Raw genomic sequence first — 25,533 nt, 5'->3', positions numbered from 1 at the left:
AGCCGGCTCCTGCATGTGCTCAGGCGTGATGCGCGACAGGCTTGTGGGCTTTGGCCCGTGTAGCAGTCTTTGGCTGCGGGTGATGATGCCGGCGCGTCACGCGCAACACCCCCCACAACATGGCGCCGGCTACGGCCAGCCAGCCAAGTACCAGCAGGAAAATCGTCGTTGTCAGGCTCATGAGTGCCTCCTTTTGCCCTGTGCAGGGCACACACTGTCTTTGCAATGGACAGTCTAGCTGCCTCCCGGTTGCGTGCTATTGACCAATGGTCGTGTGCGTCCAACTTGTTTGCTCTATCCCGGGCTTTTTACTGCTGTCCAAGGCTATACCGGCGTCCAAGAGCACCCTATGATCAACGCCCCAGCCCGCAGATGATCAAGAGAGTGAAGAAGTTGCGTTTACGGTCGAATCTCAAAAAAACCTTGCTGCTGGCTGCCTGCTTCCTCGGGATGGCCGCCTGTGCGGTGCAACCCACGCCCTCGAAAATCCAGGGCCTGCCCGAGCGTGTAGAGCTCAACGGTGTGCCGGCGTTTCGTGGTGACACCTACCAGGGTGGCCCGGCGGCCTTGGCCAGCATGCTGTCGCAACAAGGCATTGTGATTACACCGGGCTTGCTGGATAAACCCTTGCACCTGCCGGGTGGGGAAGCCGACCTTGAGCGCAACATGCAGGTACTGGCGCGTGAGTACGGGATGCTGGTGTACCCGCTGGATGCCAAGCTGACGGCGCTGTTGGCGCAGGTGGCGGCGGGGTACCCGGTGATGGTGCGGATTACCGAGGGCTCGACGCTATGGGCCGAGCCGCGTTATGCGGTGCTGGTGGGCTTTAACCAGCAGAACAGTACGGTGTTGCTGCGAGTCGCAAGGGACCGGCGACGCCCAGTGGCGTTCAGCGACTTCGAGTCCGCCTGGAAGAGCGCCGGGCAGTGGGCCGTGTTGGTCCAGCGCCCGAGCCAGTTGCCGGCCAATCTGGATGCGGCGCGCTGGCAGCAGGCCGCCAACGCAACCGCCCAGGCCGGCCAGGAGCAGGCGGCAGCCCAGGCCCTGAAGGTCATGGCCCAAAGGCAGAAGCAGCCATAAAGCAAACGGCGCCCGAGGGCGCCGTTTTTTATGCCTGCCAGTCGTATCAATGGGACTGGGCAACCCCGGTCTGGCGGGCCTTGAGGTTCTTGTCGGCCTTGTATTGCAGGGCTACATCCGGCACCGAGCCACTCTTGCCGGTTTCGACCCACTTGCGAATACGGCTGGCATCGGCAAAGTGCGTGAGTTTGCCGAAGGCATCGAGGATCACCAGCGACACGGGGCGGTTGCCCATGCTCGTCACCAGCACCAGGCAATGACCGGCCTGGTTGGTGAAGCCGGTCTTGGTCAGCTTGATATCCCAGTTGGCGCGGTTGACCAGGTGATCGGTGTTGGAAAAACCCAGGGTGTAGCTGGGCTTGCGGAACGACACGGTTTTTTCCTTGGTGGTGCTCAATTGCGTGAGCAGCGGGTATTTATGCGCGGCCTGCACCAGCTTGCTCAAGTCGCGGGCGGTGGACACGTTATGGATCGACAGGCCGGTGGGCTCGACGTAACGGGTGCTGTTCATGCCCAGGGCCTTGGCTTTGGCGTTCATCGCGGCAATAAAAGCTGCATAGCCACCCGGATAGTGGTGGGCCAGGCTGGCGGCAGCACGGTTTTCCGAGGACATCAGGGTGATCAGCAACATCTCCTTGCGCGGCATCTCGCTGTTGAGCTTGACCCGTGAGAACACGCCTTTCATTTCCGGGGTGTCGCTGATGTTGATGGAGATGTACTCGTCCATATTCTGCTTGGCGTCCAGCACCACCATGCCCGTCATCAATTTGGTGACGGACGCGATCGGTACTACTACGTCGGGGTTGCTGGCGTAGATCACCTTGTTGGTCTGCAAGTCCACCAGCATCGCGCTGCCCGAGGCGATGTGCAGCTGCGAGGTGTCTCGAGGGGCCAGGGTGGTTTCACTGGCGTTGGCGACAGTGCCTGCGAGTGCGAAGAACAGGCTGATAAGAGAAAGACGAATATTCACGCGGATGAACTCGCTAAAAGGTAGAAAAATACCGGGTGTGACCGGCTATATGAAAAAAGACGTTACATATTATTAGTATGGGCCAGAAACTGTCGAATGTTCTTCTGAAACCAGACGAAAGCTCTTAAAAACAAAGAAAAAACCGATTTTTTTGCGGGCAATAAAAAGCCCCGCCATAAGGCAGGGCTTTTTTAGTGCGGCGGGTTATTAGCTGTGCAGGGTTTCGGCTGCGTACAGGGTGTTTTCCAGCAGGCAGGCACGAGTCATCGGGCCCACACCACCTGGCACCGGGGTAATCCAGCCGGCACGGGGCAGGGCCGTTTCATACACCACGTCGCCCACCAGTTTGCCGTCATCCTGGCGGTTGATGCCGACGTCAATCACGATGGCGCCTTCCTTGATCCACTCGCCCTTGACCAGGCCCGGCTTGCCCGCGGCGACCACGACCAGGTCCGCACGCCCGACGTGGCCTGCCAGGTCCTTGGTGAAGCGGTGGGTGACGGTCACGGTGCAGCCGGCCAGCAGCAATTCCATGGCCATTGGGCGCCCGACAATGTTGGACGCACCCACGACCACTGCATCGAGGCCATAAAGGTCGACGCCGGTGCTTTCCAGCAGGGTCATGATGCCCTTTGGCGTGCAGGGGCGCAGCAGGGGGATGCGCTGGGCCAGGCGGCCAACGTTATAAGGGTGGAAGCCATCGACGTCCTTGTCGGGGCGGATGCGCTCCAGCAACAGCGAGGCGTCCAGATGCTCCGGCAGCGGCAATTGCAAGAGGATGCCGTCGATGTTCGGATCGTCGTTGAGGCCATCGATCAGGTCGGTGAGGGCCTGTTGGGTGGTATCGCAAGGCAAGTCGTAGGCCTTGGAAATAAAGCCGACCTCTTCACAGTCTTTACGCTTGTGCGAGACATAAACCTGGGAGGCAGGATCGCTGCCGACCAGGATCACCGCGAGCCCCGGCGTGCGCAGCCCTTGCTGGCGACGCTCGGCGACACGTTTGGCGATCTGCTGGCGCAGGCTGGCGGCGATTGATTTGCCGTCGATAAGTTGTGCAGTCATTACGCGTGATTAACCATCGAGAGGGGGAGGAAAAGTGCGCGCATTCTCGCACGCCAGGACGTGAGGGCAAAGGCGCTTGGTCTGCAAATTCCCCTAACCCCTTAAATAAAATGAATTTTTTTCAAAAAAGATTTGACGGCCCCTGGGGGCGTCTATACTATTCGTCGCACTTGTCGGGCACAGCCTAGCACTGGTTAAGAAGGTCGAGCGCAATAGTCGTTTTATTGTGTAAGGCTGGAAGCATTTAGTTTGTAGTCCTCCAAGAGTACAGATTAATCAGGCGCCCGTAGCTCAGCTGGATAGAGCATCCGCCTTCTAAGCGGATGGTCGCAGGTTCGAGTCCTGCCGGGTGCGCCATTAGGCAGCTTTGGCACAAGTAGCGCAAGATGGTGGGCGTAGCTCAGTTGGTAGAGCACGGGATTGTGACTCCCGTTGTCGAGGGTTCGATCCCCTTCGTCCACCCCATATTTGAAAAGGCGCCAGATTTAACGGTCTGGCGCCTTTGTTTTGAAAAGCTTCAAGCCGCGGATGTGGTGGAATTGGTAGACACACTGGATTTAGGTTCCAGCGCCGCGAGGCGTAAGAGTTCGAGTCTCTTCATCCGCACCAAATACAGCGTCACCCTTGCCATGGGCCGGGTTGGTGCTTAACAGAGAAGACAATTGGCTTCTTTGTCACGCAATATGGTGGGCGTAGCTCAGTTGGTAGAGCACGGGATTGTGACTCCCGTTGTCGAGGGTTCGATCCCCTTCGTCCACCCCATATTCCGAAAGGCGCCAGATTTAACAGTCTGGCGCCTTTTTTGTTTTAGCGGTTTGCGTATTCGGCGACTGCAGGTTTTGGGTCGCAGGGGTGGGGCGTTTCGTCGTATTTTTGTTTCTCGATGATGCCGTACTACCCGTCGGCCTTGTGTGCAAGGTCGGCAGCCAGGGAGATGGTTGGTGACTTCTTCTATATATAGAAGGGTTGGCACAGAGCCCTGGCGTGATTGGCTGTATTTGTCACTGGGGCGAGGAGCATTCGTGCATTCGTACCTGTAAAATGCCTGCTGTTTTTTTACCCGTTTTCAGTAGGGTGACTTCTTGAGTTTGACCCACTAGAATGCATGCCCTTGATTCTTGGGTCGGAAACGGCCGGCTAACGTCTGTGCAACGAGGAATATCCATGCAAGTTTCTGTTGAAAATACTACTGCTATCGAGCGCCGCATGAGCATCACCGTGCCGGCAGAGCGCATCGAGACTGCGGTCAACAAGCGTCTGCAGCAGACTGCCCAGAAGGCCAAGATCGCTGGTTTCCGTCCAGGCAAAGTGCCAATGAGCGAAATCAAGCGCCGTTTTGGTGCTGATGCGCGTCAAGATGCCGTAGGCGACGTGATCCAGGCTTCCTTCTACGAAGCTGTTGTCGAGCAAAAGCTGAACCCGGCTGGTTCGCCTTCCATCGAGCCTAAGTCCCTGGAAGCTGGCAAGGACCTGGAATACGTTGCCGTATTCGAAGTGTTCCCAGAGTTCACCGTCGCTGGTTTCGAAGGTATCGAAATCGAGCGCCTGAGCGCCGAAGTGGCTGATGCCGACCTGGACAACATGCTGGAAATCCTGCGCAAGCAGAACACTCGTTTTGAAGTGGCCGATCGCGCTGCCCAGAACGAAGACCAGTTGAACATCGATTTCGTGGGCAAGGTTGACGGCGAAGTCTTCGCTGGCGGCTCGGCCAAGGGTACCCAGCTGGTTCTGGGCTCCAACCGCATGATCCCGGGCTTCGAAGACGGTCTGGTTGGCGCTAAAGCTGGCGAAGAGCGCGTTCTGAACCTGACTTTCCCTGCTGACTACCAGAACCTGGACCTGGCTGGCAAAGCCGCCGAGTTCACCGTGACGGTCAACAGCGTTTCCGAGCCTAAGCTGCCAGAGCTGAACGAAGAGTTCTTCGCCCAGTTCGGTATCAAGGAAACCGGTATCGAAGGTTTCCGCGCCGAAGTTCGCAAGAACATGGAGCGTGAGCTGCGCCAGGCCATCAAGTCCAAGGTCAAGAACCAGGTCATGGACGGTCTGCTGGCTGCCAACCCGATCGAAGTGCCTAAGGCTCTGCTGTCCAACGAAGTGGATCGCCTGCGCGTACAAGCTGTTCAGCAGTTTGGTGGCAACATCAAGCCTGACCAACTGCCGGCCGAGCTGTTCGAAGAGCAAGCCAAGCGCCGCGTCGTGCTGGGCCTGATCGTGGCTGAAGTGGTCAAGCAATTCGACCTCAAGCCTGACGAAGACCGCGTTCGCGAAATGATCCAGGAAATGGCTTCGGCCTACCAGGAGCCTGAGCAGGTCGTGGCTTGGTACTACAAGAATGACCAGCAACTGAACGAAGTCCGTTCGGTTGTGCTGGAAGAACAAGTTGTGGATACTGTTCTGCAGAAGGCTAAGGTGACCGACAAAGCGGTCTCTTACGAAGAAGCAGTCAAGCCGGCTGAAGCAGCACAAGCCGACTGATTGTCCAACTCGTTTGAAAATACACCCATAAGCCAGCCTCGCGCTGGCTTATGCGTATTCAAGACATGACTATTTGGGAGTAACTGCAGAGCATGTTCCGTAATTCGTATATTCAGCAGAACTCTGATATCCAGGCCGCAGGCGGCCTGGTCCCGATGGTTGTCGAGCAATCTGCTCGTGGCGAACGCGCCTACGACATCTACTCGCGCCTGCTCAAGGAGCGAGTGATCTTTCTGGTTGGTCCGGTAGAGGACTACATGGCCAACCTGATCTGTGCGCAACTGCTGTTCCTTGAAGCGGAAAACCCGGACAAGGACATCCATCTCTACATCAACTCCCCAGGCGGTTCGGTGACAGCGGGCATGTCGATCTACGACACCATGCAGTTCATCAAGCCGAACGTATCCACCACTTGCATCGGCCAGGCCTGCAGCATGGGTGCATTCCTGCTGACAGCGGGTGCCGAAGGCAAGCGTTTCTGCCTGCCTAACTCGCGTGTGATGATTCACCAGCCATTGGGCGGTTTCCAGGGCCAGGCGTCGGACATCGAAATCCACGCCAAGGAAATCCTGTTTATCCGTGAGCGTCTCAACACGCTGATGGCCAAGCACAGCGGGCACACCCTGGAAGAAATCGAGCGTGATACCAACCGCGACAACTTCATGAGTGCCGAGGCCGCGCGTGAATACGGGCTGATCGACGCCGTGATCGACAAGCGCCCCGCTTAATATAAGCCGCTCAAAATAGGGCTGGTCGGCATGTCCGACCACTGGCGGGCTTGAAAAAGCCCGCATAAGCCTTCATCTTGTGTTGCAAGCCTATCGGATTTGGATCGAACGAATGACTGACACCCGCAACGGCGAGGACAACGGCAAGCTGCTCTATTGCTCCTTCTGTGGCAAAAGCCAGCATGAAGTGCGCAAATTGATTGCCGGCCCCTCGGTCTTTATCTGCGACGAGTGCGTCGACCTGTGCAATGACATCATCCGTGAGGAGGTGCAGGAAGCACAGGCCGAAAGCAGCGCGCATAAATTGCCTTCGCCTAAAGAAATCAGCGGCATCCTTGACCAGTACGTGATTGGTCAAGAGCGTGCAAAGAAGGTTCTGGCCGTAGCGGTGTACAACCACTACAAGCGCTTGAACCAGCGTGACAAGAAAGGTGACGAGGTCGAACTCGGCAAGAGCAACATCTTGCTGATCGGTCCTACAGGCTCGGGTAAAACCCTGCTTGCAGAAACCCTCGCTCGCCTGCTGAACGTTCCGTTCACCATCGCCGACGCCACCACCCTCACCGAGGCTGGCTACGTGGGTGAAGATGTCGAGAACATCATTCAGAAACTGCTGCAGAAGTGCGACTACGACGTAGAGAAGGCCCAGATGGGTATTGTCTATATCGATGAAATCGACAAGATTTCGCGCAAGTCCGACAACCCGTCGATCACCCGGGACGTTTCCGGTGAAGGCGTGCAGCAAGCCCTGCTGAAGCTGATTGAAGGCACGGTCGCCTCCGTACCGCCCCAAGGTGGTCGCAAGCATCCGCAGCAGGAATTCCTGCAGGTTGATACGCGTAACATCCTGTTTATCTGTGGCGGTGCGTTCTCCGGCCTGGAAAAGGTTATTCAAAACCGTTCCACCCGTGGCGGCATCGGTTTCAGTGCAGAAGTGCGCAGCAAGGAAGAAGGCAAGAAGGTGGGCGAGTCCCTGCGTGAAGTCGAGCCTGACGATCTGGTCAAGTTCGGTCTGATCCCGGAATTCGTTGGTCGTCTGCCGGTCCTGGCCACGTTGGACGAGTTGGATGAGGCTGCTCTGATTCAGATCCTCACCGAGCCGAAGAACGCCCTGACCAAGCAATACGCCAAGCTCTTCGAAATGGAAGGTGTAGACCTCGAGTTCCGTGCCGACGCGCTTAAATCGGTGGCCAAGCGGGCACTGGAGCGCAAGACTGGCGCACGCGGTCTGCGTTCGATCCTTGAAGGCGTGTTGCTCGACACCATGTACGAAATCCCCTCGCAGTCCGAGGTGAGTAAAGTGGTGATCGACGAAAGCGTTATAGAAGGTAAGTCCAAGCCACTGTATATCTACGAAAACAGTGAGCCGGCTGCCAAGGCTGCGCCAGACGCGTAAGCGTTTCGCAGTTTCGGTACAAACAAGGGGCCTCTAGGGGCCCCTTTGTTTTTCATAAGAATTTTTACTGTGTGTAACTGCCAGCATTGAGCTTGTTTTTTTTACACGCAGCCCCCATCTTGGTTTCAAGCTTACTTTCATCTGTCATAGAGGCGAAATCATGAAGACAACCATTGAATTGCCTCTCCTGCCATTGCGTGATGTGGTTGTGTATCCGCACATGGTTATCCCGCTGTTCGTGGGGCGCGAGAAGTCTATCGAAGCCCTCGAGGCCGCGATGACGGGCGACAAGCAGATCCTGCTGTTGGCCCAGAGAAATCCGGCTGATGACGATCCAGGCGAAGACGCCCTGTATCGTGTCGGCACCATTGCCACTGTTCTGCAATTGCTCAAGCTGCCGGATGGCACCGTCAAGGTGCTGGTCGAAGGTGAGCAGCGCGGTGCGGTCGAGCGCTTCATGGAGGTGGATGGCCACCTGCGTGCAGAAGTGGCGTTGATCGACGAAGTCGAAGCGCCTGAGCGCGAATCCGAAGTCTTTGTGCGTAGCCTGCTGTCCCAGTTCGAGCAATACGTGCAACTGGGCAAGAAAGTCCCGGCAGAAGTCCTGTCCTCCCTCAACAGCATTGATGAGCCAAGCCGCCTGGTCGACACCATGGCCGCGCACATGGCGCTGAAGATCGAGCAGAAGCAGGACATCCTCGAAATTATTGACCTGTCTACCCGGGTCGAGCACGTCCTGGCGTTGCTGGATGCCGAGATCGATCTGTTGCAGGTCGAGAAACGCATTCGCGGTCGCGTCAAAAAGCAGATGGAGCGCAGCCAGCGCGAGTACTACCTGAATGAGCAGATGAAGGCCATTCAGAAAGAACTCGGCGACAGCGAAGAAGGCCATAACGAAATCGAAGAGCTGAAAAAGCGCATCGATGCCGCCGGCCTGCCAAAAGACGCGTTGACCAAAGCCACCGCCGAGCTGAACAAGCTCAAGCAGATGTCGCCAATGTCGGCCGAAGCCACCGTGGTTCGTTCCTACATCGACTGGCTGGTGCAGGTGCCGTGGAAAGCCCAGACCAAGGTGCGCCTGGACCTGGCGCGTGCCGAAGATATCCTCGACGCCGATCACTACGGCCTGGAGGAGGTCAAGGAACGCATCCTCGAATACCTCGCCGTGCAGAAGCGCGTGAAGAAGATTCGTGGCCCGGTGTTGTGCCTGGTAGGTCCTCCTGGCGTGGGTAAAACCTCGCTGGCTGAGTCGATCGCCAATGCCACAAACCGTAAATTCGTGCGCATGGCCCTTGGTGGTGTGCGTGATGAAGCGGAAATCCGCGGTCATCGCCGGACTTACATCGGTTCGATGCCGGGAAGATTGATTCAAAAAATGACAAAGGTTGGGGTGCGCAACCCGCTGTTCCTGCTCGATGAAATCGACAAAATGGGCAGCGATATGCGTGGCGATCCGGCGTCGGCCTTGCTGGAAGTGCTCGATCCCGAGCAAAACCACAATTTCAACGACCATTACCTGGAAGTCGACTACGACCTGTCCGACGTAATGTTCCTGTGCACCTCCAACTCCATGAATATCCCTCCAGCCCTGCTGGACCGGATGGAGGTGATTCGTCTGCCGGGTTACACCGAAGACGAGAAGATCAATATCGCCGTCAAGTACCTCGCGCCCAAGCAGATTTCGGCCAACGGCCTGAAAAAGGGCGAGATCGAATTCGACGTCGAGTCGATCCGCGACATCATTCGTTACTACACCCGCGAGGCTGGTGTACGGGGCCTGGAGCGCCAGTTGGCGAAGATCTGCCGCAAGGCGGTCAAGGAACATGCCCTGGAAAAACGCTTCTCCGTGAAAGTCACGGCCGATGCCTTGGAGCACTTCCTGGGCGTGCGTAAATTCCGCTACGGCCTGGCCGAGCAGCAGGACCAGGTAGGGCAGGTGACTGGCCTGGCGTGGACTCAGGTCGGCGGCGAGTTGCTGACTATCGAAGCTGCGGTGATCCCGGGCAAGGGGCAACTGATCAAGACCGGTTCTTTGGGTGACGTGATGGTCGAATCCATCACCGCCGCGCAGACCGTGGTGCGCAGCCGCGCGCGGAGCCTGGGGATCCCCCTGGACTTCCACGAGAAGCACGACACCCACATCCACATGCCGGAAGGGGCCACCCCCAAAGACGGCCCCAGCGCTGGCGTAGGCATGTGCACGGCCCTGGTATCAGCGCTGACCGGCATCCCGGTGCGTGCCGATGTGGCCATGACCGGGGAAATTACCCTGCGCGGCCAAGTATTGGCCATTGGCGGCCTGAAGGAAAAACTGCTGGCTGCACACCGTGGTGGTATCAAGACGGTGATCATTCCGGAAGAGAATGTTCGCGACTTGAAGGAAATTCCTGACAATATTAAGCAGGATCTGCAGATTAAACCGGTTAAATGGATTGACGAGGTCCTGCAAATTGCGCTGCAATACGCGCCGGAGCCCTTGCCGGATGTGGCTCCCGAGATAGTCGCGAAGGACGAAAAACGCGAGACTGACTCTAAGGAAAGAATTAGCACGCATTAATACGTTTAAGCCTGGTGGCTTCCTTGACAGCTTTTTAGAGCCCTTGTTATAAAGCGGCTCTTATAAGTGCCTGTAGGCCATTCAGCACTGGTTTTTGCTTTCACCAAAAAACTTAGAATCATACTCAATAGATATAAGGGGACTTAGAGTGAACAAGTCGGAACTGATTGATGCTATCGCTGCATCTGCTGATATCCCGAAAGCTGCTGCTGGCCGTGCGCTGGACGCAGTAATCGAATCCGTCACTGGCGCTCTCAAGGCCGGCGACTCCGTGGTACTGGTAGGTTTTGGTACTTTCTCTGTGACCGATCGTCCAGCTCGCACTGGCCGTAACCCACAGACTGGCAAAGCACTGCAAATCGCTGCTGCCAAGAAACCCGGTTTCAAAGCCGGTAAAGCCCTGAAAGAAGCCGTCAACTAAGCTTCGCTCAAGCCTTTGCCTATCCGGGCTGGACGCAGGTCTGGCCTGGCAGCGGAGCGGCAACAGACCTGAATATCCATTGGGTCGCTAAGCCGGGGGGCGGGTTCAATACCCGTCCGTTCCGCCAGTTACGAGAAGGCGCATCCTCGGATGCGCCTTTCTTCTATCCGGATTCTACCCACGCTCCACGGTTGCCTAATTTTGAAGTTCAACCGTTTCTGGGGGACGCATGCTGCAGAATATCAGGGACAATTCACAAGGCTGGATTGCCAAGACCATTATCGGGCTCATCGTTGTATTGATGGCCTTCACCGGTATCGAGGCCATTTTCCAGGCTACGACCAACAGCCAGGACGCGGCCAAGGTCAATGGTGAAGAAATCAGTCAAAACGAGCTGAGCCAGGCCGTCGACATGCAACGTCGGCAGCTGATGCAACAACTGGGCAAGGACTTCGACGCGTCCTTGCTGGATGAAAAAATGCTGCGCGAAGCGGCCCTCAAGGGCCTGATCGACCGCAAGCTGCTGCTGCAAGGCGCGGCCGATTCGAAGTTCTCCTTCTCGGAAGCTGCACTGGACCAAGTGATCCTGCAGACCCCGGAGTTCCAGGAAGACGGCAAGTTCAGCGCTGAACGCTTCGACCAGGTGATCCGTCAGCTGGGCTACAGCCGTATGCAATTCCGTCAGATGCTGACCCAGGAAATGCTGATCGGCCAACTGCGCGCAGGCATTGCCGGCAGCGGTTTTGTTACCGACCAGGAAGTGCTGAACTTCGCGCGTCTGGAAAAACAGACCCGTGATTTCGCCACCGTTAGTATCAACGCCGACCCGGCTGCCGTGAAGCTCACTGACGACGAGGTCAAGGCTTACTACGACCAGCACGCCAAGGAGTTCATGACCCCGGACCAGGTCGTCATCGACTACCTGGAGCTGAAGAAGGCTTCGTTCTTTGACCAGGTAACGGTCAAGGACGATGAACTGCAGGCCCTGTACGAGAAAGAAACCGCCAACCTCGCTGAACAGCGTCGTGCCGCGCACATCCTGATCGAAGTCAACGACAAGGTCACCGAGGCGCAAGCCAAGGCCAAGATCGAAGAAGTCCAGGCGCGTCTGGCCAAGGGCGAGAGCTTCGAGGCCCTGGCCAAGGAGTTCTCCCAGGATCCAGGTTCGGCCAACAATGGCGGCGATCTGGGTTTCGCGGGCCCTGGCGTCTACGATCCTGAGTTTGAAAGCGCCCTGTATGCCTTGAACAAGGACCAGGTCTCGGCACCGGTACGTTCCAGCTTCGGCTGGCACCTGATCAAGCTGCTGGGTGTTGAAGCGCCAGAAGTGCCTTCGTTCGCCAGCCTGAAAGACAAGCTGACCCGTGAGCTGAAGACCCAGCAAGTGGAGCAGCGTTTTGTCGAGGCGACCAAGCAATTGGAAGATGCGGCTTTCGAAGCCTCCGACCTGGCCCAGCCGGCGTCGGACCTGAAGCTGACCGTACACACCTCCGCGCCGTTTGGCCGTGAAGGTGGCGAAGGCATCGCGGCCAACCGTGCTGTGATCCAGGCCGCTTTCAGCCCTGAAGTGCTGGATGAGGGTGCCAACAGCACCGCCATCGAGCTGGATCCGGAAACCATCGTCGTCCTGCGCGCCAAGGAGCACCGCAAGCCGGAGCAACTGCCGCTGGAAAGCGTGGCGACTGCCATCCGTGCCCAACTGACCAAGGAGCGCGCAAGCGCTGCGGCCAAGACCCATGCCGATGAGCTGATCGCCAACCTGCGCGATGGCAAGCTGGCGTTGGACCAGGCGGTTGATGGCCAGGCCTGGAAAGTCACCGAAGCCGCTACCCGCGGTCAGGACGGCGTTGAGCCGGCTGTGTTGCAGGCACTGTTCCGCATGCCCAAGCCCGCGGCGAAAGACAAGCCGACCTTTGCCGACGTGACCCTGCCAGATGGCAGCTTGATGATCGTGCGCTTGAACAGCGTCAACGAAGGGGCTGCGCCGACCGATGAAGAGAAGGAGCAATACCGTCGCTTCCTCGCTTCGCGGGTTGGTCAGCAGGACTTCGCTGCGTTCCGCAAGGAACTGGAAGCCAAGGCTGACATCAAGCGTTTCTGATGGTGTGATACCGCTTCAAAAAAAGACCCCGGCCTGAAAGCCGGGGTCTTTTTTTGCCTGCTCATCAGCCCCGCCAAGCTGATGTAGGAGCGAGCTTGCTCGCGAAGAACCTGAGAGCGCCGCGCATACCCAGCAAGCCCCCTTTATCGTTAACGTCTTTCGCGAGCAAGCTCGCTCCTACATAAGCTGGGCGCTTCGGGTCTGTAAGGTTGCGATCAATGCCAACATGGCCAAGCCCGCGACCACCCAGGGAAACGACATCACGCCCCATCCCTGAAGCAGTACGCCGCCTAGCAGCCCTCCGCCGGCAATCGCCAGGTTCCACACCGTTACCAGCATCGACTGTGCAGCGTCCGCCGAGTCACCTGCCGACTTGGCCAGGGCGGTTTGCAGCAAGGCAGGCAAGCCGCCAAATGCCAGGCCCCAGATGGCCACTGACAGGTAGACGACTTCGGTAGACGCGGTCCAGAGGCCCAAGGCCAACGCCGCAGCCGCAAACAGCGCGCAACTGATCACCAGCAAGGCCGGCAGCAGGCGGTCTATCAACAGGCCGACGATCCAGATACCCATCAGCGCAGCCAGGCCAAATACCAGCAACACCTGGTCAATGTCAGCGGCAAGCCCGGCAGGCAGCAGAAACGGCGAGATATAGGTGTACAGAATGTTATGTGCCAGCACATAGGTAAACGTCACCCACAACGTCGGACGCACCCCACGCAAGTGCAGGACCTGACGCAAGCCCAGGCGCTGTTGCGCCCTTTGTCCGGCAAAGTCCGGCACCTGCCAGCGCACCCACACCAGTAGCAGCACGGTCAGTGCGGTCATGATTGCAAAGCTCAACCGCCAGCCTACCGCCGTGCCCAGAAATGTCCCGGCAGGTACGCCAAGGGACAGCGCCAGCGGCGCGCCCAGCATTGCCACGGCAATCGCCCGGCCTTGCAGGTGCGGCGCGACCATGCGGCTGGCATATCCGGCCAGCAGTGCCCAGAGCAAGCCGGCGAAGATGCCAGCCAGCAGCCGCGCGACCAGGGTCAGCCAATACAGGTCTGATAGCGCCGTGACACTGTTGACCAGCGCAAAACCGCCGATCGCTATCAGCAGCAAGGGGCGGCGGCGCCAGCCACGGGTGGCGATGGTCAGGGGAATGGCCGCCAGCAACGAGCCAAGGGCGTATACCGTGACGAGCTGACCGACCAGCGCCTCGCTGACGCCCAGGTCGGCGCTCATCTGTGGCAGCAGGCCGGCAGGCATCGCCTCGGTGAGGATGGTGATGAAACCGGCGGTCGCCAGCGCGAGCAAGCCCGCCAGGGGTAATCGTTCGCGTCGGCTGGGCAGGCATTGCGGTGTACTGCAATCATTCATGTGGCTCGGCTCCGTATTCAAGGCATCAGGACATCGGGGCAGAGTAGGGGGCTGAACCCCTCGGAAAAATAGGCTAAGGTTCCGAACTTATCGGACGTTCATGTCCGTAATCAGCGGGAAGGGATAATGGACAGCCTGGGCAGTATTTCGGTGTTTGTGCAGGTCGCGGAAACCCGCAGCTTTACTCAGGCTGGTCGCGTACTGGGGGTGTCTTCCTCGGCCGTGGGCAAAAGCATTGCGCGCATGGAGCAGCGCCTGGGTGTACGGCTGTTTCACCGCAGCACCCGCAGTATTACGCTGACGGCCGAAGGCGCGCTGTTTCTCGAGCGTTCGCGGCGCATCCTGGCCGAAGTTGAAGCGGCGGAGCAGGAGTTGACGGAGGCGGCGGCCACACCGCGTGGAAAATTGCGCGTCAGCTTGCCGCAAGTCCGAGGCCTGTTGATGCCTGTGCTGAGCGAGTTCATGCGGGCCTATCCAGAGATTGAGCTGGATGTGGACTTCTCTGACCGCATGGTGGACGTGATCGAGGAAGGCTTCGATGCCGTGGTGCGCACCGGCAAGCCTGAGGATTCGCGGCTCACGGCCCGGTTGCTGGGGCATTATCGGTTGGTGCTGGTGGGTTCGCCGCAGTACTTCGCCCTGCACGGCACGCCGGTTTGTCCTGCGGATCTGAACCACCACGCCTGTCTGCGCCACAAGTTCTGCGCCACCGGTAAGCTGGAAGCCTGGCCACTGCGTTATCTACCGGGTGAACCCGAACCGGTGTTGCGCACTCCCTTGGTCAGTACCACTATCGAGTCCCTTAGCCATGTGGTCCATGAAGGCCTGGGGATCGCCTGCATGCCGGACTTCATGGTTCGCGAATCCGTCGCGCAGGGCCGCTTGCAGCGGGTGCTGGACGAGTATCTGGAACACAGCGGCAGTTTCTGGATGCTCTGGCCGTCGAGCCGGCATGCTTCGGCCAAACTGCGGGTGTTTATCGACCATATGAGCGCCAGGCTTTTTCCCGTATCGCACGTCGAGCCGGTCGCTGGCGTTTTACCGACAGGAATCCGCGCGCGCACCCCGTGATCTGTTGCACAATACCGCCCTGACCGTTTTCCTCAGGATCATCAATGTCGACTTCATTTCACTTGCGTGGCCTTGCGCTCGCGCTGGTGCTGGCAGGCGCCACGGGCTGCTCGTCGCCCAAGACCGCTATCTACGAACATGAGAACTTCGACGACTCCGGTACGTTTTCGCGCAACTACCCGGTCAGCGATGTCGCGGCCTGCGAAGCGGCACGCCGGGCGTTGCTCAGCCAGGGCTACATCATCACCAGCAGCGACCCGAAGCTGGTGAGCGGTAACAAAAGTTTCCAGCAGACCGGTGAGACCCATCTGCAGATCAGTTTCAACGTGGTATGTGCCGAAGACGGCAGCGGCGAGCATCATGCGACCATGTTTGCCAACGCCCTGCAGGATCGCTATGCGCTGAAGAAGGTCAACAACTCCGCCAGCCTGGGGGTGGGTGTACTCGGTTCGGTATCGATGCCGATCGGCTCCACCGACGACTCGATGGTCAAGGTGGCCAGCGAGACGGTCAGCTCGCCGAAGTTCTATGAGCGCTACTTTGCCTTGGTGGATGTGTTCCTGCCCCAGGAAGTGAAGGCCGCCGAGCACATTCCAGAAGCGCCCAAGGCTGACCTCGGTGTGCCGGAGCCCAAGCCCGCCCCTGCAGTGGACAAGGTTGACGCGCCGCAAGATGTGCCGACTACGCCTGTTGCGCCAGCGGTCTCGGAACCGCTTGCGCCACCAGTGGAGGCGGTGCCGATTACGCCACAGCCCGCTGCGCAAGAAGCTCCAGCGCCGACCACGCCTGTGCTGCCCGCGCCAACAGAGGTGATTCCAGCGTTGCCGACCACCGGCCAATAACCCAGGTCGTTTAGCTCGAGGCGTTAAATCCATTGATGGCTGCTACGTTTAATCTTCAAGCTCAGGAACGTCATGACCCTGTCTTTTTTTCGTCACGACGGCACTTTAGGCTGGTGATGCGGGTCACTTAAGCCACCTGCTTTGATTACACAAGGAGTCGACGATGGACGATTATCAAGAAGAGCTGTTGGAGTATCAGGCATTCGAACTTGATCCGCTGGATCCGTCCGACGACGCCACCGAGCTGTAGTCAGGCGTCAGGCGGAATGCCGCTGACTGCGGCGAAATTCCCCTGGGGTCTGGCTGTTCCAGCGCTTGAAGGCCCGTTGAAAGGCTTCCGCTGAGGCAAAACCCAGTAGATAGGCGATTTCCCCAAACGCCAGTTCCGTGTCGCGAATGTAGGTCATGGCCAGGTCGCGGCGGGTGTCGTTGAGAATGGCGCGAAACTGCGTGCCTTCCTCGGCGAGTTTGCGGCGTAAGGTCCAGGTCGGCAGTTTCAGGCGCGCCGCCACTTCTTCCAGGTCGGGTTCCCGGCCGCCATTGAGCATCGGCCCCAGCAAGCGGGTGATGCGCTCGCGCAGGCTGCGGGTGCGGGTCAGTTGCTCCAATTCCCTTTCACACAGTTGTAACAGCAGGTTCCAGGTACTGGGGCAATGCTGCGGGTTGCGCTGGGCCAGGCTGTGTTGGCTCAAGCGCAGTTGATTGAGCTCAGCGCCGAACTGGATTGGGCAATCGCCCAGCACGCTGTAGCTTGCACTGTAGTCGGGGGTGGCGAATTCGATCTCGATCCGTTCGGCCACGACCGGCTGCTGGCACAAGGTTGCCATCTGCTGTAGCCAACCGGCGAGAATCGAGTCCACGACAAAGCGGTTATAGGCGTTATAGGGGCTGATGGAATAGAACCGCAGCCAGGCGCCCCCGGCGTCTTCATGAAAGCTGGACTGGCCACGGTAATTGGCACCGTACAGCGCCTCGAAGCGGGTCAAGGTACGCGCGGCTTCGCGCACGTTGGGCGCCTGGGCCGCAGTGACGCCGGCCAGGCCAAGTTGATTCATGCGGCTCAGTTGGCCCATGCGCAGGCCCAGACCGGGATCGCCGGTCAACTGGATGGCTGCGTGGCCCAGGCGCATATAGCGCGGGATTGACAGGCGTGCACCGGGTTCACTCAAGCGTGCTGGGTCCAGGCCGTATTGCAACAGCAGTGGCTGCGGGTCCAGGCCATGGCTGAGGATCGCGTCGGCCAGGGTGTGCACGATGCCCACCGATAAGTCACCGAGGCGCATCGGTGCCGGTTTCATGGGTTTACAGCCACACGTTCAGCAAACGCGCACCACGCGCGTTGCCGTCGGCGAAGACTTGTCCCTGGGTACTGAGAAAACTCTGGCCGCTGGTGCCCTGGTCCCAGAACTGTCCGCGCATGAACACGCTCATACCTGCACCGGCCAGGCTGATGGGGGCCTGGCTGATCAGGCTCAGGCGATGCCAGGCTTCACCTTCGCTGAGTTCTTCAGGCTTGAGGCTGACTTCCGGTGGCGTGGAGACGCTCTTGAAGCCGCGCCACGGCTTGTCCCAGGTATCCCGGCCAATCACCAGGGCCGGTACCGCCACCAGTTGCGCGCCTAATTCGTTGAGTTTGCGGTAATTGTCCGGATACCAGCTGTCACTGCCGATCAGGATGCCCAGGCGCCCGGCCGGGGTGTCGATCACGCTGATCGCGTTTTCGTCGCCCGGGGCGATAAAACCGCGCTCATCGAAGATCGGGTAGAGCTGGCGCTGGGGTTGGCCCAGCGGCAGGCCGTCGCGGTCGAACACCAGGCTGGTGTTGTACAGCGCACCATGGCCGACCTGCAGTTGACCCTGGCTGATGCTGGGGTTGGGCAGGGCGATGGAACCGGCCACCAGCGTCACCCCGAATTCCTTGGCCAGACCACCAAACAACACCTGGTAATCGCGGGCCATGGCCGGTGCCTTCATGCGCAGGTAGGCATCGTCGATACGGTTATCGCCCTGGGCACTGATCAGCGCGCGCATAAACAGCAATGGATTGCTGGCCGACAACCAGTTCATTGCCTCCTTGAGGCTGGTGGCCTGATACAGCTCGTTTTTCTCGCCACTGACCATCAACCAGGTGCCGACATGTTCCGGCAGCACCACAATGGTTTTGTCATTGATCAGCCCCATGTCCCGGGCATTGCGCAGATAGGCCGAGAGCTTGAGGTGCAAGCGCTCCAGGCTCTGGTAATCGGCGGGGAACAACTCGGGCTGGATGCCCAGCAGATTGCCGTGATCGGCGGGAACGCCCTCGTTCACGGCCAGGTTGATTCTCAGGTCCGACAGGTAATGCCCCACGGGGCGCTCCTGGGTCCAGACCAGATAGGCGGAAACGGCGGCGACCAAGGCCATGGTGAAGGTCAAAGCAAATAATTTACGCATGGGGGAACAGACAACAGGCCGTAAGCAGGGTTCGCCTCTAGGGTAGGGCGCGTCGCCACGCTTGCCAAGGGGCGTTGCGCATTTGGATCAATAACTTGTCAGTTTCAGTCATTGAGCGGTGGGGGCATGGCTCTTAGTCTGTGGGACATAAACCGATGGCCGGCCATTCGAGCCTGCCACGTCCCGTGATGATCCGTTGTGGAGCTGTACCATGACCGCTGCTGCCTACCCGCACCTGCTGGCCCCGTTGGACCTGGGTTTTACCACCTTGCGCAATCGCACCCTGATGGGGTCGATGCACACCGGTCTTGAAGAGAAGCCAGGTGGCTTCGAGCGCATGGCCGCGTATTTCGCCGAGCGTGCCCGTGGCGGCGTAGGCCTGATGGTAACCGGCGGCATTGGCCCCAACGATGAAGGCGGGGTGTATTCCGGGGCCGCCAAGCTGACCACCGAAGCCGAAGCGCTCAAGCACAAGATCGTGACCCAGGCGGTGCACGAGGCGGGCGGCAAAATCTGCATGCAGATCCTCCATGCCGGCCGTTATGCCTACAGCCCCAAGCAGGTCGCGCCGAGCGCGATCCAGGCGCCGATCAACCCGTTCAAGCCCAAGGAGCTGGACGAGGAAGGCATCGAAAAGCAGATCAGCGACTTTGTGACGTGCTCGGTACTGGCCCAGGTCGCCGAGTACGACGGTGTGGAAATCATGGGCTCGGAAGGTTATTTCATTAACCAGTTCCTCGCCGCCCACACCAACCATCGCACCGACCGCTGGGGCGGCGCCTACGAAAACCGCATGCGCCTGCCGGTGGAAATCGTGCGTCGGGTGCGCGAAGCCGTGGGGCCCAACTTCATCATTATCTTCCGCCTGTCGATGCTCGACCTGGTGGAAGGCGGCAGCACCTGGGAAGAAATTGTCCAGTTGGCCAAAGCCATCGAGCAGGCGGGCGCGACGATTATCAATACCGGCATCGGCTGGCACGAAGCGCGCATCCCGACCATCGCCACCAAAGTGCCGCGAGGCGCATTCAGTAAGGTCACGGCCAAGCTGCGCGGCGCGGTGCAGATTCCGTTGATCACCACCAACCGTATCAACACCCCGGAAGTGGCCGAACAGATCCTTGCCGAGGGCGATGCCGATATGGTGTCCATGGCCCGGCCGTTCCTGGCCGACCCGGAGTTCGTCAACAAGGCCGCCGCTGGCCGTGCCGACGAAATCAACACCTGCATCGGCTGCAACCAGGCGTGCCTGGACCATACCTTCGGTGGCAAGTTGACCACCTGCCTGGTCAACCCGCGCGCCTGCTACGAGACCGAACTCAATTATTTGCCGGTCAAGCAGATCAAGAAGATCGCGGTAGTCGGTGCCGGCCCTGCAGGCCTGGCGGCTGCCACCGTGGCCGCCGAACGCGGGCATCAGGTGACCTTGTTCGATTCTGCCAGCGAGATCGGCGGCCAGTTCAATATCGCCAAGCGTGTGCCGGGCAAGGAAGAGTTCTTCGAAACCCTGCGTTATTTCAAACGCAAGTTGCAGACCACCCATGTCGAGCTGTGCCTCAACACCCGCGTGGACGTCGAGCAACTGGTGGCGGGCGGTTATGACGAGATCATCCTCGCCACCGGTATCGCGCCACGTACCCCGGCGATCCCGGGCGTCGAGAACCCCAAGGTGTTGAGTTACCTGGACGTGATCCTCGAACGCAAGCCGGTGGGCAAGCGTGTAGCGGTGATTGGCGCCGGCGGCATCGGTTTCGACGTGTCGGAATTCCTGGTGCACCAAGGCGTGTCCACCAGCCTGGATCGCGAGGCGTTCTGGAAAGAATGGGGCATCGACACCCAACTGCAAGCCCGTGGCGGCGTGGCCGGGATCAAGCCCGAGCGCCATGCGCCGGCCCGTGAAGTGTTCCTGCTGCAGCGCAAGGCTTCCAAGGTCGGCGACGGCCTGGGCAAGACCACCGGCTGGATCCACCGTACCGGCCTGAAGAACAAGCAGGTGCAGATGCTCAATAGCGTCGAGTACCTGAAGATCGACGACGCAGGCCTGCACATTCGTATTGGCGCCGAGGGCGAGCCCCAAGTGCTGGCGGTGGACAACATCGTCATCTGCGCCGGCCAGGACCCGCTGCGCGAACTGCAGGACGGCCTGGTCGCCGCTGGCCAGAACGTGCACCTGATCGGCGGTGCCGATGTGGCCGCCGAGCTGGATGCCAAGCGTGCGATCAACCAGGGCTCGCGCCTCGCCGCCGAGCTGTAAGACCCGGGAAGGGGCGGTGTTAGACTACCGCCCCTTTTTTCATGCAGACGTGCCCTGATGGGTCCTTTCGATTGGCTTCCCCAGGCTCCCCTTGAACCCTTGCAGCTGGATTGGCTGCACGGCGTCGAGGTGGCCGTGTTGCGCTTGGACCGCATCGACCCGCTGATCAGCGGCAACAAGTGGTTCAAGCTCACCGGGCACCTGGCCCAGGCGCAACAGGCGGGTGCCAGCGGCATCATCAGCCTGGGCGGCGCCTACTCCAATCACCTGCATGCCCTGGCGGCGGCCGGCAAACGCTTCGGTTTTGCCACCGTCGGCCTGTTGCGTGGGCACCCGCAAGACACCCCGACTGTTTTCGACCTGCAAGCGTTCGGCATGCACCTGCACTGGTTGGGCTATGGCGGCTACCGCGCGCGCCATGAGCCGGGCTTCTGGTTGCCTTGGCGCGAGCGCTACCCGCACCTGCATCCTGTGCCCGAAGGCGGCGGCGCAATGACCGGGGCGATGGGTTGTGGGGTGTTGCTGGAGCAGGTACGGACGCAGTTGCACACTCTGGGTTGGGCCGATTACGACGCCTGGTGGCTGGCGGCCGGCACCGGTACCACCCTGGCGGGGTTGGTCCTGGCGGAGGCGGGCGGCCATCCTGTGTTTGGGGCAATGGCGGTCCCGGATGATCATGGCGTCGCGCAGAGCGTGCAGGCCATTGTGCAGGGCGGGTATGAACTGTTGGATGCCAGCCGTGGCGGTTTTGCCAAGGTCGATCAGCCATTGCTTGAATTTATCGCCACTACCGAACAGGCCTGCGGCCTTGCGTTGGAGCCGCTGTACACCGGCAAGGCGCTGCTGGCGCTCAAGCAGCAGATCGAGGCCGGGCGCTTCGCTCCCGGCACTCGCTTGATCTTTGTGCACACCGGCGGCCTGCAAGGCCGCCGGGGTTTTGCGGATTAACGCTTGGGTAACATGCGCAACACGGTGTTATCGCGCATGAAATAGTGGTGGTACAGACCCGCCGCCGCATGCAGGCCGATCAGCCAGTAGCCGATAGTGCCACCCAGCACGTGCCAGCCTTCGATCTGCTTGGCCAAGTCTTTGTTTTCGCCGATCAGGGGCGGCAACTCAAGGCCGTAGAACGACACTGAATGCCCTGCGGCACTGACGATCAGCCAGCCGAAGATCGGCATGCCGATCATGAACACATACAACGCCACGTGCATCAGCGTCGCCAGCAAGGCTTGCCATTGCGGCGGGGCCGGCAGGATTTTCGGCGCCACGCCCAGGCTGCGGGCAAACAGGCGCAGCCAGACCAGTACAAAGATGGTCAGGCCGAACATGAAGTGCAGTTCTTTGATTAACGTGCGCCCGCCACTGCCTTTGGGGAAAATCCCGCGAAATTCAATGGTGGCGTAGACCACCACCAGCAGCACCAACATCAGCCAGTGCAGGGCGATGGACATCGTACTGTAACGGGACTCGCTGTTTTTCCACGGCATTGCGTCGTTCCTCACTCATCAGGGGCAAACCTCCGTTCTTTGGCGACGGAGTCCCTTCAGCCTAACCCTGTTGTGCAAGGTTTGCCCGAGTGAGGGGCGATGTATTGATCTCGATCAGGCAGCTTGCGGCATTTCACCGCGGGCCAGGCGCTGATTGATGTCGGCGATCACGCCGGGCAGGTCGGTGATGGTGTCGATCAGGTAGTGCGGGCGCGAGCCGGCGAACAGCGTTTCGATGCGCTTGCGCTCGCTGGCCAGTGTCGCCGGGTCCAGCGCACGGAACTGCTCGTAGGTCAGGCCCAGGGCGTTGCCCGAGCAGGTCAGCGCCACCGTCCACATCCCGGCGCGACGGCCTTCGAGGATGCCCGGCACGGTGTCGTCGATCTTCACGCAGGCCGCCACATCATCGATGCCCAGGGCAATCACGTTGGCCAGGGCCTGGGCGGGCCATGGGCGGCCATTGGGTACTTCGTCGGTGGCGACGACGTGGTCGGCGATGTAGCCGTTGGTGGCAGCCAGCTCGACCACCTTGTCCATCACTTGCTTGGGGTAGCCGGAGCAGGAACCGATCTTGATGCCTTGCGCACGCAGTGCGGCGATGGTCTCCAGGGCGCCGGGAATCAGCGCCGAGTGCTCGGCGATCTTCTCGATCTGCAGCGGCATGAAGCGCTCGTAGATGGCGGTCACGTCAGCGTCGGTCGGCGTGCGGCCGAAGGCTTTGCGATAGCGCTCGGCCACTTGCGGCTGATCACACAGGGTGCGGATGTGGTCCCACTTGCCCATGCCCATCGGGCCACGGGCTTCTTCGATGGACACCTGGACGTCGAACTCGGCAAACGCCTCGACAAAAATCTGCGTGGGGGCGAATGAGCCGAAGTCGACCACGGTGCCGGCCCAGTCAAGGATGGCGGCCTGCAGGGTGTTGGGGTTCTGATAGTTCATGGTAAAAATCCTATGGCTAATGGGGCGTTTTTTGTAGGCGCGAGCTTGCTCGCGAAAAACCTGAGGGCGCCGCTGTGAACCAGGCCGCCCGCGTTATCGTTAACCCACTTCGCGAGCAAGCTCGCTCCCACACATCTCTTGCAGCGCCTGGGCAATCGCCGCCACTGCCGCTTGCATCTCTGCCTGGTTGACATGGCCGATGCAGCCGACGCGGAAGGTTTCGACCTGGGTCAATTTGCCCGGATACAGAATGAAACCCTTGGCCTTGACCCGCTCGTAGAAGTCCTTGAACTGGTAGCGCGGATCGCTCGGCGCGTGGAAGGTGACGATGATCGGCGCCTGGATCGCGGCGGGCAGGAAGCTGCGCAGGCCCAGTTCGGCCATGCCGTCCAGTAGCGTCTGGCAGTTGGCGGCATAGCGCTGATGACGGGCCGGCAAGCCACCTTCCTCGTTGTATTGCAGCAGCGCTTCATGCAAGGCGGCCACTACGTGGGTCGGCGGGGTAAAGCGCCATTGGCCGGTCTTGGCCATGTAGGCGTGCTGGTCGAACAGGTCCATGGCCAGGGAATGGCTGTTGCCTTGGGCGGCGGCCAGCGCTTGTTTTTTGGCAAAGACAAAACCCATGCCCGGCACGCCTTCCAGGCATTTACCGGAAGCGGCAATCAGGGCGTCAAACGGCACCTGGGCCGCGTCGATGGGCAGCGCGCCAAAGGAGCTCATGGCGTCGATGATCAGGCGTTTGCCATGGCGCTGGATGACCTGGGCGATCTCCGGCAGCGGGTTGAGGATGCCGGTGCTGGTTTCGCAGTGGATCAACGCGACATGGGTGATGGTGCTGTCAGCCTGCAACAGCCGATCCACATCAGCGGCGGTGGTGGGCTGGTCTTCGGCGGTCTCGAAGGTGCTGAACGGGCGGCCGAGCACTTCGCAGATCTTCGCCAGCCGCTTGCCGTAGGCTCCGTTGATCAGCACCAGCACCTTGCCATCCCGTGGCACCAGGGTGCCGATGGCGGCTTCGACGGCGAAGGTGCCGCTGCCCTGCAAGGGCACGCAGTGATGGCTGTCGCCACCGTTGATGATCGCCAGCAGTTGCTCGCAGAGGCTGGCGGTCAATTGGTTGAAGCGGTCATCCCACGAACCCCAGTCAACCATCATGGCCTGACGGGTGCGGGCGGAGGTGGTCAGGGGCCCCGGTGTGAGCAGGATCGGCGCGGCAGTACTCATTCTCATGTCCTCGCAAAGCAGTGGGATGAAGCTACGGGACATAAATTGCAGTTTGGCTTGTCATCAATCAAATTGTTTGTTGTTATGCCAGCCATCAGTGAGGCCGATAGCTATGAATCTTTTTCAACTCCGCGCATTTGACGCCGTGGCCCGGGACGGCAGCTTTACCCGTGCCGCCGCGCGCCTGTTTATCAGCCAGCCGGCCGTGACCGGGCATATCAAGGCGCTGGAAGAGCACTACCAGATCACCCTGCTGCGACGTACCGCACGGCGGGTCGAGTTAACCGAAGAAGGGATCAAGCTGGCGGCCATCACCCGCAGCATCTTCGGCCAGGTGGATGAAGCGCAGGCCCTGCTGGAGGCCAACCGCCAATTGCTCACCGGGCGCCTGGAAGTGGCGGCGGATGGGCCGCATATGGTCATGCCCATGCTGGCAAAGCTGCGTGCGCGGTACCCGGGGATTACCGTCAACCTGCGCCTGGGCAATGCCCAGGAAACCCTGGCGGCGCTGTTGTCCGAGCACGCGGATGTGGCGGTGTTGACGCAAGTGGAGCCACGCAAGGGCGTGCACCTGCAGCCCTTGAACGAGTCACGTATCTGCGCCTTGGTACCGGCTGGCCACCCGTGGCTGGCGGATCCAGCGGGTATCCGCCTGGAGCAGTTGGACCAGGTGATCATGGTGCTGCGCGAGCCCAGCTCCATCACCCGCCGTACCTTCGACGAGGCCTGTGCCAAGGCCGGCATACAGCCCAAGGTGTTGCTGGAGCTGGACAGCCGCGAAGCGGTGACAGAAGCGGTGGCCGCCGAACTGGGAGTGGGGGTGGTGTCCTCGGTGGAAGTCAGTCGGGACCCGCGTGTGCATGCGATTCCCATCCATGGCGAGGGACTGCTGAACCACCATATGCTCGGGTGCATGGAGCGGCGCCGGGAGTTGCGTTTGATTCAGGCGTTTTTTGAGCTGGCTTCCCATTGACCTGACGATGGGTCAGGTACGCGTGTTGTGGCAATGGGGCTTTTTGTGGCGAGGGGGCTCGTCCCCCGCTGGGCTGCGCAGCAGCCCCAAACCCTGGCGCTGCGGTCTATCTGATAAAACGCGGCGGTCTTATTGGGGCTGCTGCGCACCCCAGC

Annotated in this window: 21 protein-coding genes and 4 tRNA genes; 16 read left to right on the top strand and 9 right to left on the bottom strand. The window is 60.0% G+C overall.

Features of this window, described 5'->3' with window-relative positions:
* Positions 1–19: 19 nt before the first annotated feature.
* Positions 20–181 carry a hypothetical protein gene (locus GDV60_RS26590; protein ID WP_166647870.1) on the bottom strand — a complete coding sequence of 54 codons (162 nt, stop codon included), beginning with the start codon at positions 179–181 and terminating at the stop codon, positions 20–22.
* Positions 182–393: 212 nt separating this feature from the next.
* Between GDV60_RS26590 and GDV60_RS16860 the strand changes: the two genes are divergently transcribed.
* Entirely contained in the window at positions 394–1,080 is a 687-nt protein-coding gene (locus tag GDV60_RS16860; protein WP_159909257.1) for a peptidase C39 family protein, read from the top strand.
* A 46-nt stretch (positions 1,081–1,126) separates the two neighbouring features.
* Here GDV60_RS16860 and pbpG read toward each other — a convergent pair whose 3' ends face one another.
* Together pbpG and folD are read right to left on the bottom strand one after the other, a co-directional pair.
* Positions 1,127–2,050, bottom strand: a complete 924-nt coding sequence (gene pbpG, locus GDV60_RS16855) for a D-alanyl-D-alanine endopeptidase (RefSeq protein WP_159908159.1) — start codon at positions 2,048–2,050, stop codon at positions 1,127–1,129.
* A gap of 207 nt (positions 2,051–2,257) precedes the next feature.
* Positions 2,258–3,112, bottom strand: a complete 855-nt coding sequence (gene folD / locus GDV60_RS16850; RefSeq protein ID WP_159908157.1) for a bifunctional methylenetetrahydrofolate dehydrogenase/methenyltetrahydrofolate cyclohydrolase FolD — start codon at positions 3,110–3,112, stop codon at positions 2,258–2,260.
* Between the two features lie 280 nt (positions 3,113–3,392).
* On the opposite strand from folD, the gene GDV60_RS16845 reads away from it, so the two are divergent.
* The 10 genes from GDV60_RS16845 to GDV60_RS16800 all read left to right on the top strand — a co-directional run bounded on the left by GDV60_RS16845 (position 3,393) and on the right by GDV60_RS16800 (position 12,790).
* Positions 3,393–3,469, top strand: a tRNA-Arg gene (locus GDV60_RS16845).
* A gap of 32 nt (positions 3,470–3,501) precedes the next feature.
* Positions 3,502–3,577, top strand: a tRNA-His gene (locus GDV60_RS16840).
* A 59-nt stretch (positions 3,578–3,636) separates the two neighbouring features.
* Positions 3,637–3,721, top strand: a tRNA-Leu gene (locus tag GDV60_RS16835).
* A 77-nt stretch (positions 3,722–3,798) separates the two neighbouring features.
* Positions 3,799–3,874: transfer RNA gene (locus GDV60_RS16830), tRNA-His, on the top strand.
* A gap of 402 nt (positions 3,875–4,276) precedes the next feature.
* Positions 4,277–5,587 (top strand): trigger factor, encoded by a 1,311-nt coding sequence (gene tig / locus GDV60_RS16825; protein WP_029298423.1) that lies wholly within the window; start codon positions 4,277–4,279, stop codon positions 5,585–5,587.
* Between the two features lie 92 nt (positions 5,588–5,679).
* The gene (clpP, locus tag GDV60_RS16820) at positions 5,680–6,315 is read left to right on the top strand and encodes an ATP-dependent Clp endopeptidase proteolytic subunit ClpP (protein ID WP_029298421.1); all 636 of its coding nucleotides are present in this window, start codon (positions 5,680–5,682) and stop codon (positions 6,313–6,315) included.
* Positions 6,316–6,427: 112 nt separating this feature from the next.
* Positions 6,428–7,711: an ATP-dependent Clp protease ATP-binding subunit ClpX gene (gene clpX / locus GDV60_RS16815; RefSeq protein WP_029298419.1), complete on the top strand. Its 1,284-nt coding sequence runs from the start codon at positions 6,428–6,430 to the stop codon at positions 7,709–7,711.
* A 160-nt stretch (positions 7,712–7,871) separates the two neighbouring features.
* Entirely contained in the window at positions 7,872–10,268 is a 2,397-nt protein-coding gene (lon, locus tag GDV60_RS16810; RefSeq protein WP_029298416.1) for an endopeptidase La, read from the top strand.
* 148 nt (positions 10,269–10,416) lie between these two features.
* On the top strand, positions 10,417–10,689 hold the full coding sequence (locus GDV60_RS16805; RefSeq protein WP_003174819.1) for an HU family DNA-binding protein: 273 nt from the start codon (positions 10,417–10,419) through the stop codon (positions 10,687–10,689).
* Positions 10,690–10,918: 229 nt separating this feature from the next.
* Positions 10,919–12,790, top strand: a complete 1,872-nt coding sequence (locus tag GDV60_RS16800) for a SurA N-terminal domain-containing protein (RefSeq protein WP_159908155.1) — start codon at positions 10,919–10,921, stop codon at positions 12,788–12,790.
* 177 nt (positions 12,791–12,967) lie between these two features.
* Here GDV60_RS16800 and GDV60_RS16795 read toward each other — a convergent pair whose 3' ends face one another.
* On the bottom strand, positions 12,968–14,152 hold the full coding sequence (locus GDV60_RS16795; protein ID WP_159908153.1) for an MFS transporter: 1,185 nt from the start codon (positions 14,150–14,152) through the stop codon (positions 12,968–12,970).
* Between the two features lie 126 nt (positions 14,153–14,278).
* Between GDV60_RS16795 and GDV60_RS16790 the strand changes: the two genes are divergently transcribed.
* Both GDV60_RS16790 and GDV60_RS16785 read left to right on the top strand, forming a co-directional pair.
* Positions 14,279–15,223, top strand: coding sequence for a LysR family transcriptional regulator (locus GDV60_RS16790; protein ID WP_159908151.1), 945 nt, complete (start codon positions 14,279–14,281; stop codon positions 15,221–15,223).
* Between the two features lie 44 nt (positions 15,224–15,267).
* Positions 15,268–16,065, top strand: coding sequence for a DUF2242 domain-containing protein (locus GDV60_RS16785; protein ID WP_159908149.1), 798 nt, complete (start codon positions 15,268–15,270; stop codon positions 16,063–16,065).
* A gap of 257 nt (positions 16,066–16,322) precedes the next feature.
* On the opposite strand, the gene GDV60_RS16780 is transcribed toward GDV60_RS16785, so the two are convergent.
* Both GDV60_RS16780 and GDV60_RS16775 read right to left on the bottom strand, forming a co-directional pair.
* Positions 16,323–17,363, bottom strand: a complete 1,041-nt coding sequence (locus GDV60_RS16780) for an AraC family transcriptional regulator (RefSeq protein WP_092239026.1) — start codon at positions 17,361–17,363, stop codon at positions 16,323–16,325.
* Positions 17,364–17,367: 4 nt separating this feature from the next.
* The gene (locus GDV60_RS16775; RefSeq protein WP_092239028.1) at positions 17,368–18,498 is read right to left on the bottom strand and encodes a carbon-nitrogen hydrolase family protein; all 1,131 of its coding nucleotides are present in this window, start codon (positions 18,496–18,498) and stop codon (positions 17,368–17,370) included.
* A gap of 211 nt (positions 18,499–18,709) precedes the next feature.
* On the opposite strand from GDV60_RS16775, the gene GDV60_RS16770 reads away from it, so the two are divergent.
* Entirely contained in the window at positions 18,710–20,749 is a 2,040-nt protein-coding gene (locus GDV60_RS16770; protein WP_133714927.1) for an NADPH-dependent 2,4-dienoyl-CoA reductase, read from the top strand.
* Between the two features lie 57 nt (positions 20,750–20,806).
* A complete protein-coding gene (locus GDV60_RS16765) occupies positions 20,807–21,697 on the top strand; it encodes a 1-aminocyclopropane-1-carboxylate deaminase/D-cysteine desulfhydrase (protein WP_159908147.1) in 891 nt (296 codons plus the stop codon).
* On the opposite strand, the gene GDV60_RS16760 is transcribed toward GDV60_RS16765, so the two are convergent.
* From GDV60_RS16760 to GDV60_RS16750, 3 genes are all read right to left on the bottom strand, one after another.
* On the bottom strand, positions 21,694–22,239 hold the full coding sequence (locus GDV60_RS16760) for a cytochrome b (RefSeq protein WP_029298399.1): 546 nt from the start codon (positions 22,237–22,239) through the stop codon (positions 21,694–21,696). The two genes, GDV60_RS16765 and GDV60_RS16760, sit on opposite strands and share 4 nt — an antisense overlap.
* Positions 22,240–22,353: 114 nt before the next feature.
* Entirely contained in the window at positions 22,354–23,181 is an 828-nt protein-coding gene (gene phnX, locus GDV60_RS16755; protein ID WP_029298397.1) for a phosphonoacetaldehyde hydrolase, read from the bottom strand.
* A 99-nt stretch (positions 23,182–23,280) separates the two neighbouring features.
* A complete protein-coding gene (locus GDV60_RS16750; protein WP_133714925.1) occupies positions 23,281–24,405 on the bottom strand; it encodes a 2-aminoethylphosphonate--pyruvate transaminase in 1,125 nt (374 codons plus the stop codon).
* Positions 24,406–24,517: 112 nt separating this feature from the next.
* Between GDV60_RS16750 and GDV60_RS16745 the strand changes: the two genes are divergently transcribed.
* Positions 24,518–25,378 (top strand): LysR substrate-binding domain-containing protein, encoded by an 861-nt coding sequence (locus GDV60_RS16745; RefSeq protein WP_070995839.1) that lies wholly within the window; start codon positions 24,518–24,520, stop codon positions 25,376–25,378.
* The last annotated feature ends 155 nt before the right edge of the window (positions 25,379–25,533 follow it).

Source organism: Pseudomonas sp. DTU12.1 (assembly GCF_009873475.1).
Lineage (GTDB): Bacteria > Pseudomonadota > Gammaproteobacteria > Pseudomonadales > Pseudomonadaceae > Aquipseudomonas > Aquipseudomonas proteolytica.
The sequence above is the reverse complement of the archived record's forward strand: the minus strand, read 5'-3'. Positions and strand labels throughout refer to the sequence as shown.

Coding starts and splice junctions, on each gene's coding strand:
- GDV60_RS16765 (WP_159908147.1), top strand. CDS start 20,807: ATGGGTCCTTTCGATTGGCTTCCCCAGGCTCCCCTTGAACCCTTGCAG.
- phnX (WP_029298397.1), bottom strand. CDS start 23,181: ATGAACTATCAGAACCCCAACACCCTGCAGGCCGCCATCCTTGACTGG.
- GDV60_RS16745 (WP_070995839.1), top strand. CDS start 24,518: ATGAATCTTTTTCAACTCCGCGCATTTGACGCCGTGGCCCGGGACGGC.
- GDV60_RS26590 (WP_166647870.1), bottom strand. CDS start 181: ATGAGCCTGACAACGACGATTTTCCTGCTGGTACTTGGCTGGCTGGCC.
- GDV60_RS16775 (WP_092239028.1), bottom strand. CDS start 18,498: ATGCGTAAATTATTTGCTTTGACCTTCACCATGGCCTTGGTCGCCGCC.
- GDV60_RS16790 (WP_159908151.1), top strand. CDS start 14,279: ATGGACAGCCTGGGCAGTATTTCGGTGTTTGTGCAGGTCGCGGAAACC.
- folD (WP_159908157.1), bottom strand. CDS start 3,112: ATGACTGCACAACTTATCGACGGCAAATCAATCGCCGCCAGCCTGCGC.
- GDV60_RS16800 (WP_159908155.1), top strand. CDS start 10,919: ATGCTGCAGAATATCAGGGACAATTCACAAGGCTGGATTGCCAAGACC.
- GDV60_RS16770 (WP_133714927.1), top strand. CDS start 18,710: ATGACCGCTGCTGCCTACCCGCACCTGCTGGCCCCGTTGGACCTGGGT.
- GDV60_RS16785 (WP_159908149.1), top strand. CDS start 15,268: ATGTCGACTTCATTTCACTTGCGTGGCCTTGCGCTCGCGCTGGTGCTG.
- tig (WP_029298423.1), top strand. CDS start 4,277: ATGCAAGTTTCTGTTGAAAATACTACTGCTATCGAGCGCCGCATGAGC.
- clpP (WP_029298421.1), top strand. CDS start 5,680: ATGTTCCGTAATTCGTATATTCAGCAGAACTCTGATATCCAGGCCGCA.
- GDV60_RS16760 (WP_029298399.1), bottom strand. CDS start 22,239: ATGCCGTGGAAAAACAGCGAGTCCCGTTACAGTACGATGTCCATCGCC.
- clpX (WP_029298419.1), top strand. CDS start 6,428: ATGACTGACACCCGCAACGGCGAGGACAACGGCAAGCTGCTCTATTGC.
- lon (WP_029298416.1), top strand. CDS start 7,872: ATGAAGACAACCATTGAATTGCCTCTCCTGCCATTGCGTGATGTGGTT.
- GDV60_RS16795 (WP_159908153.1), bottom strand. CDS start 14,152: ATGAATGATTGCAGTACACCGCAATGCCTGCCCAGCCGACGCGAACGA.
- GDV60_RS16750 (WP_133714925.1), bottom strand. CDS start 24,405: ATGAGTACTGCCGCGCCGATCCTGCTCACACCGGGGCCCCTGACCACC.
- GDV60_RS16780 (WP_092239026.1), bottom strand. CDS start 17,363: ATGAAACCGGCACCGATGCGCCTCGGTGACTTATCGGTGGGCATCGTG.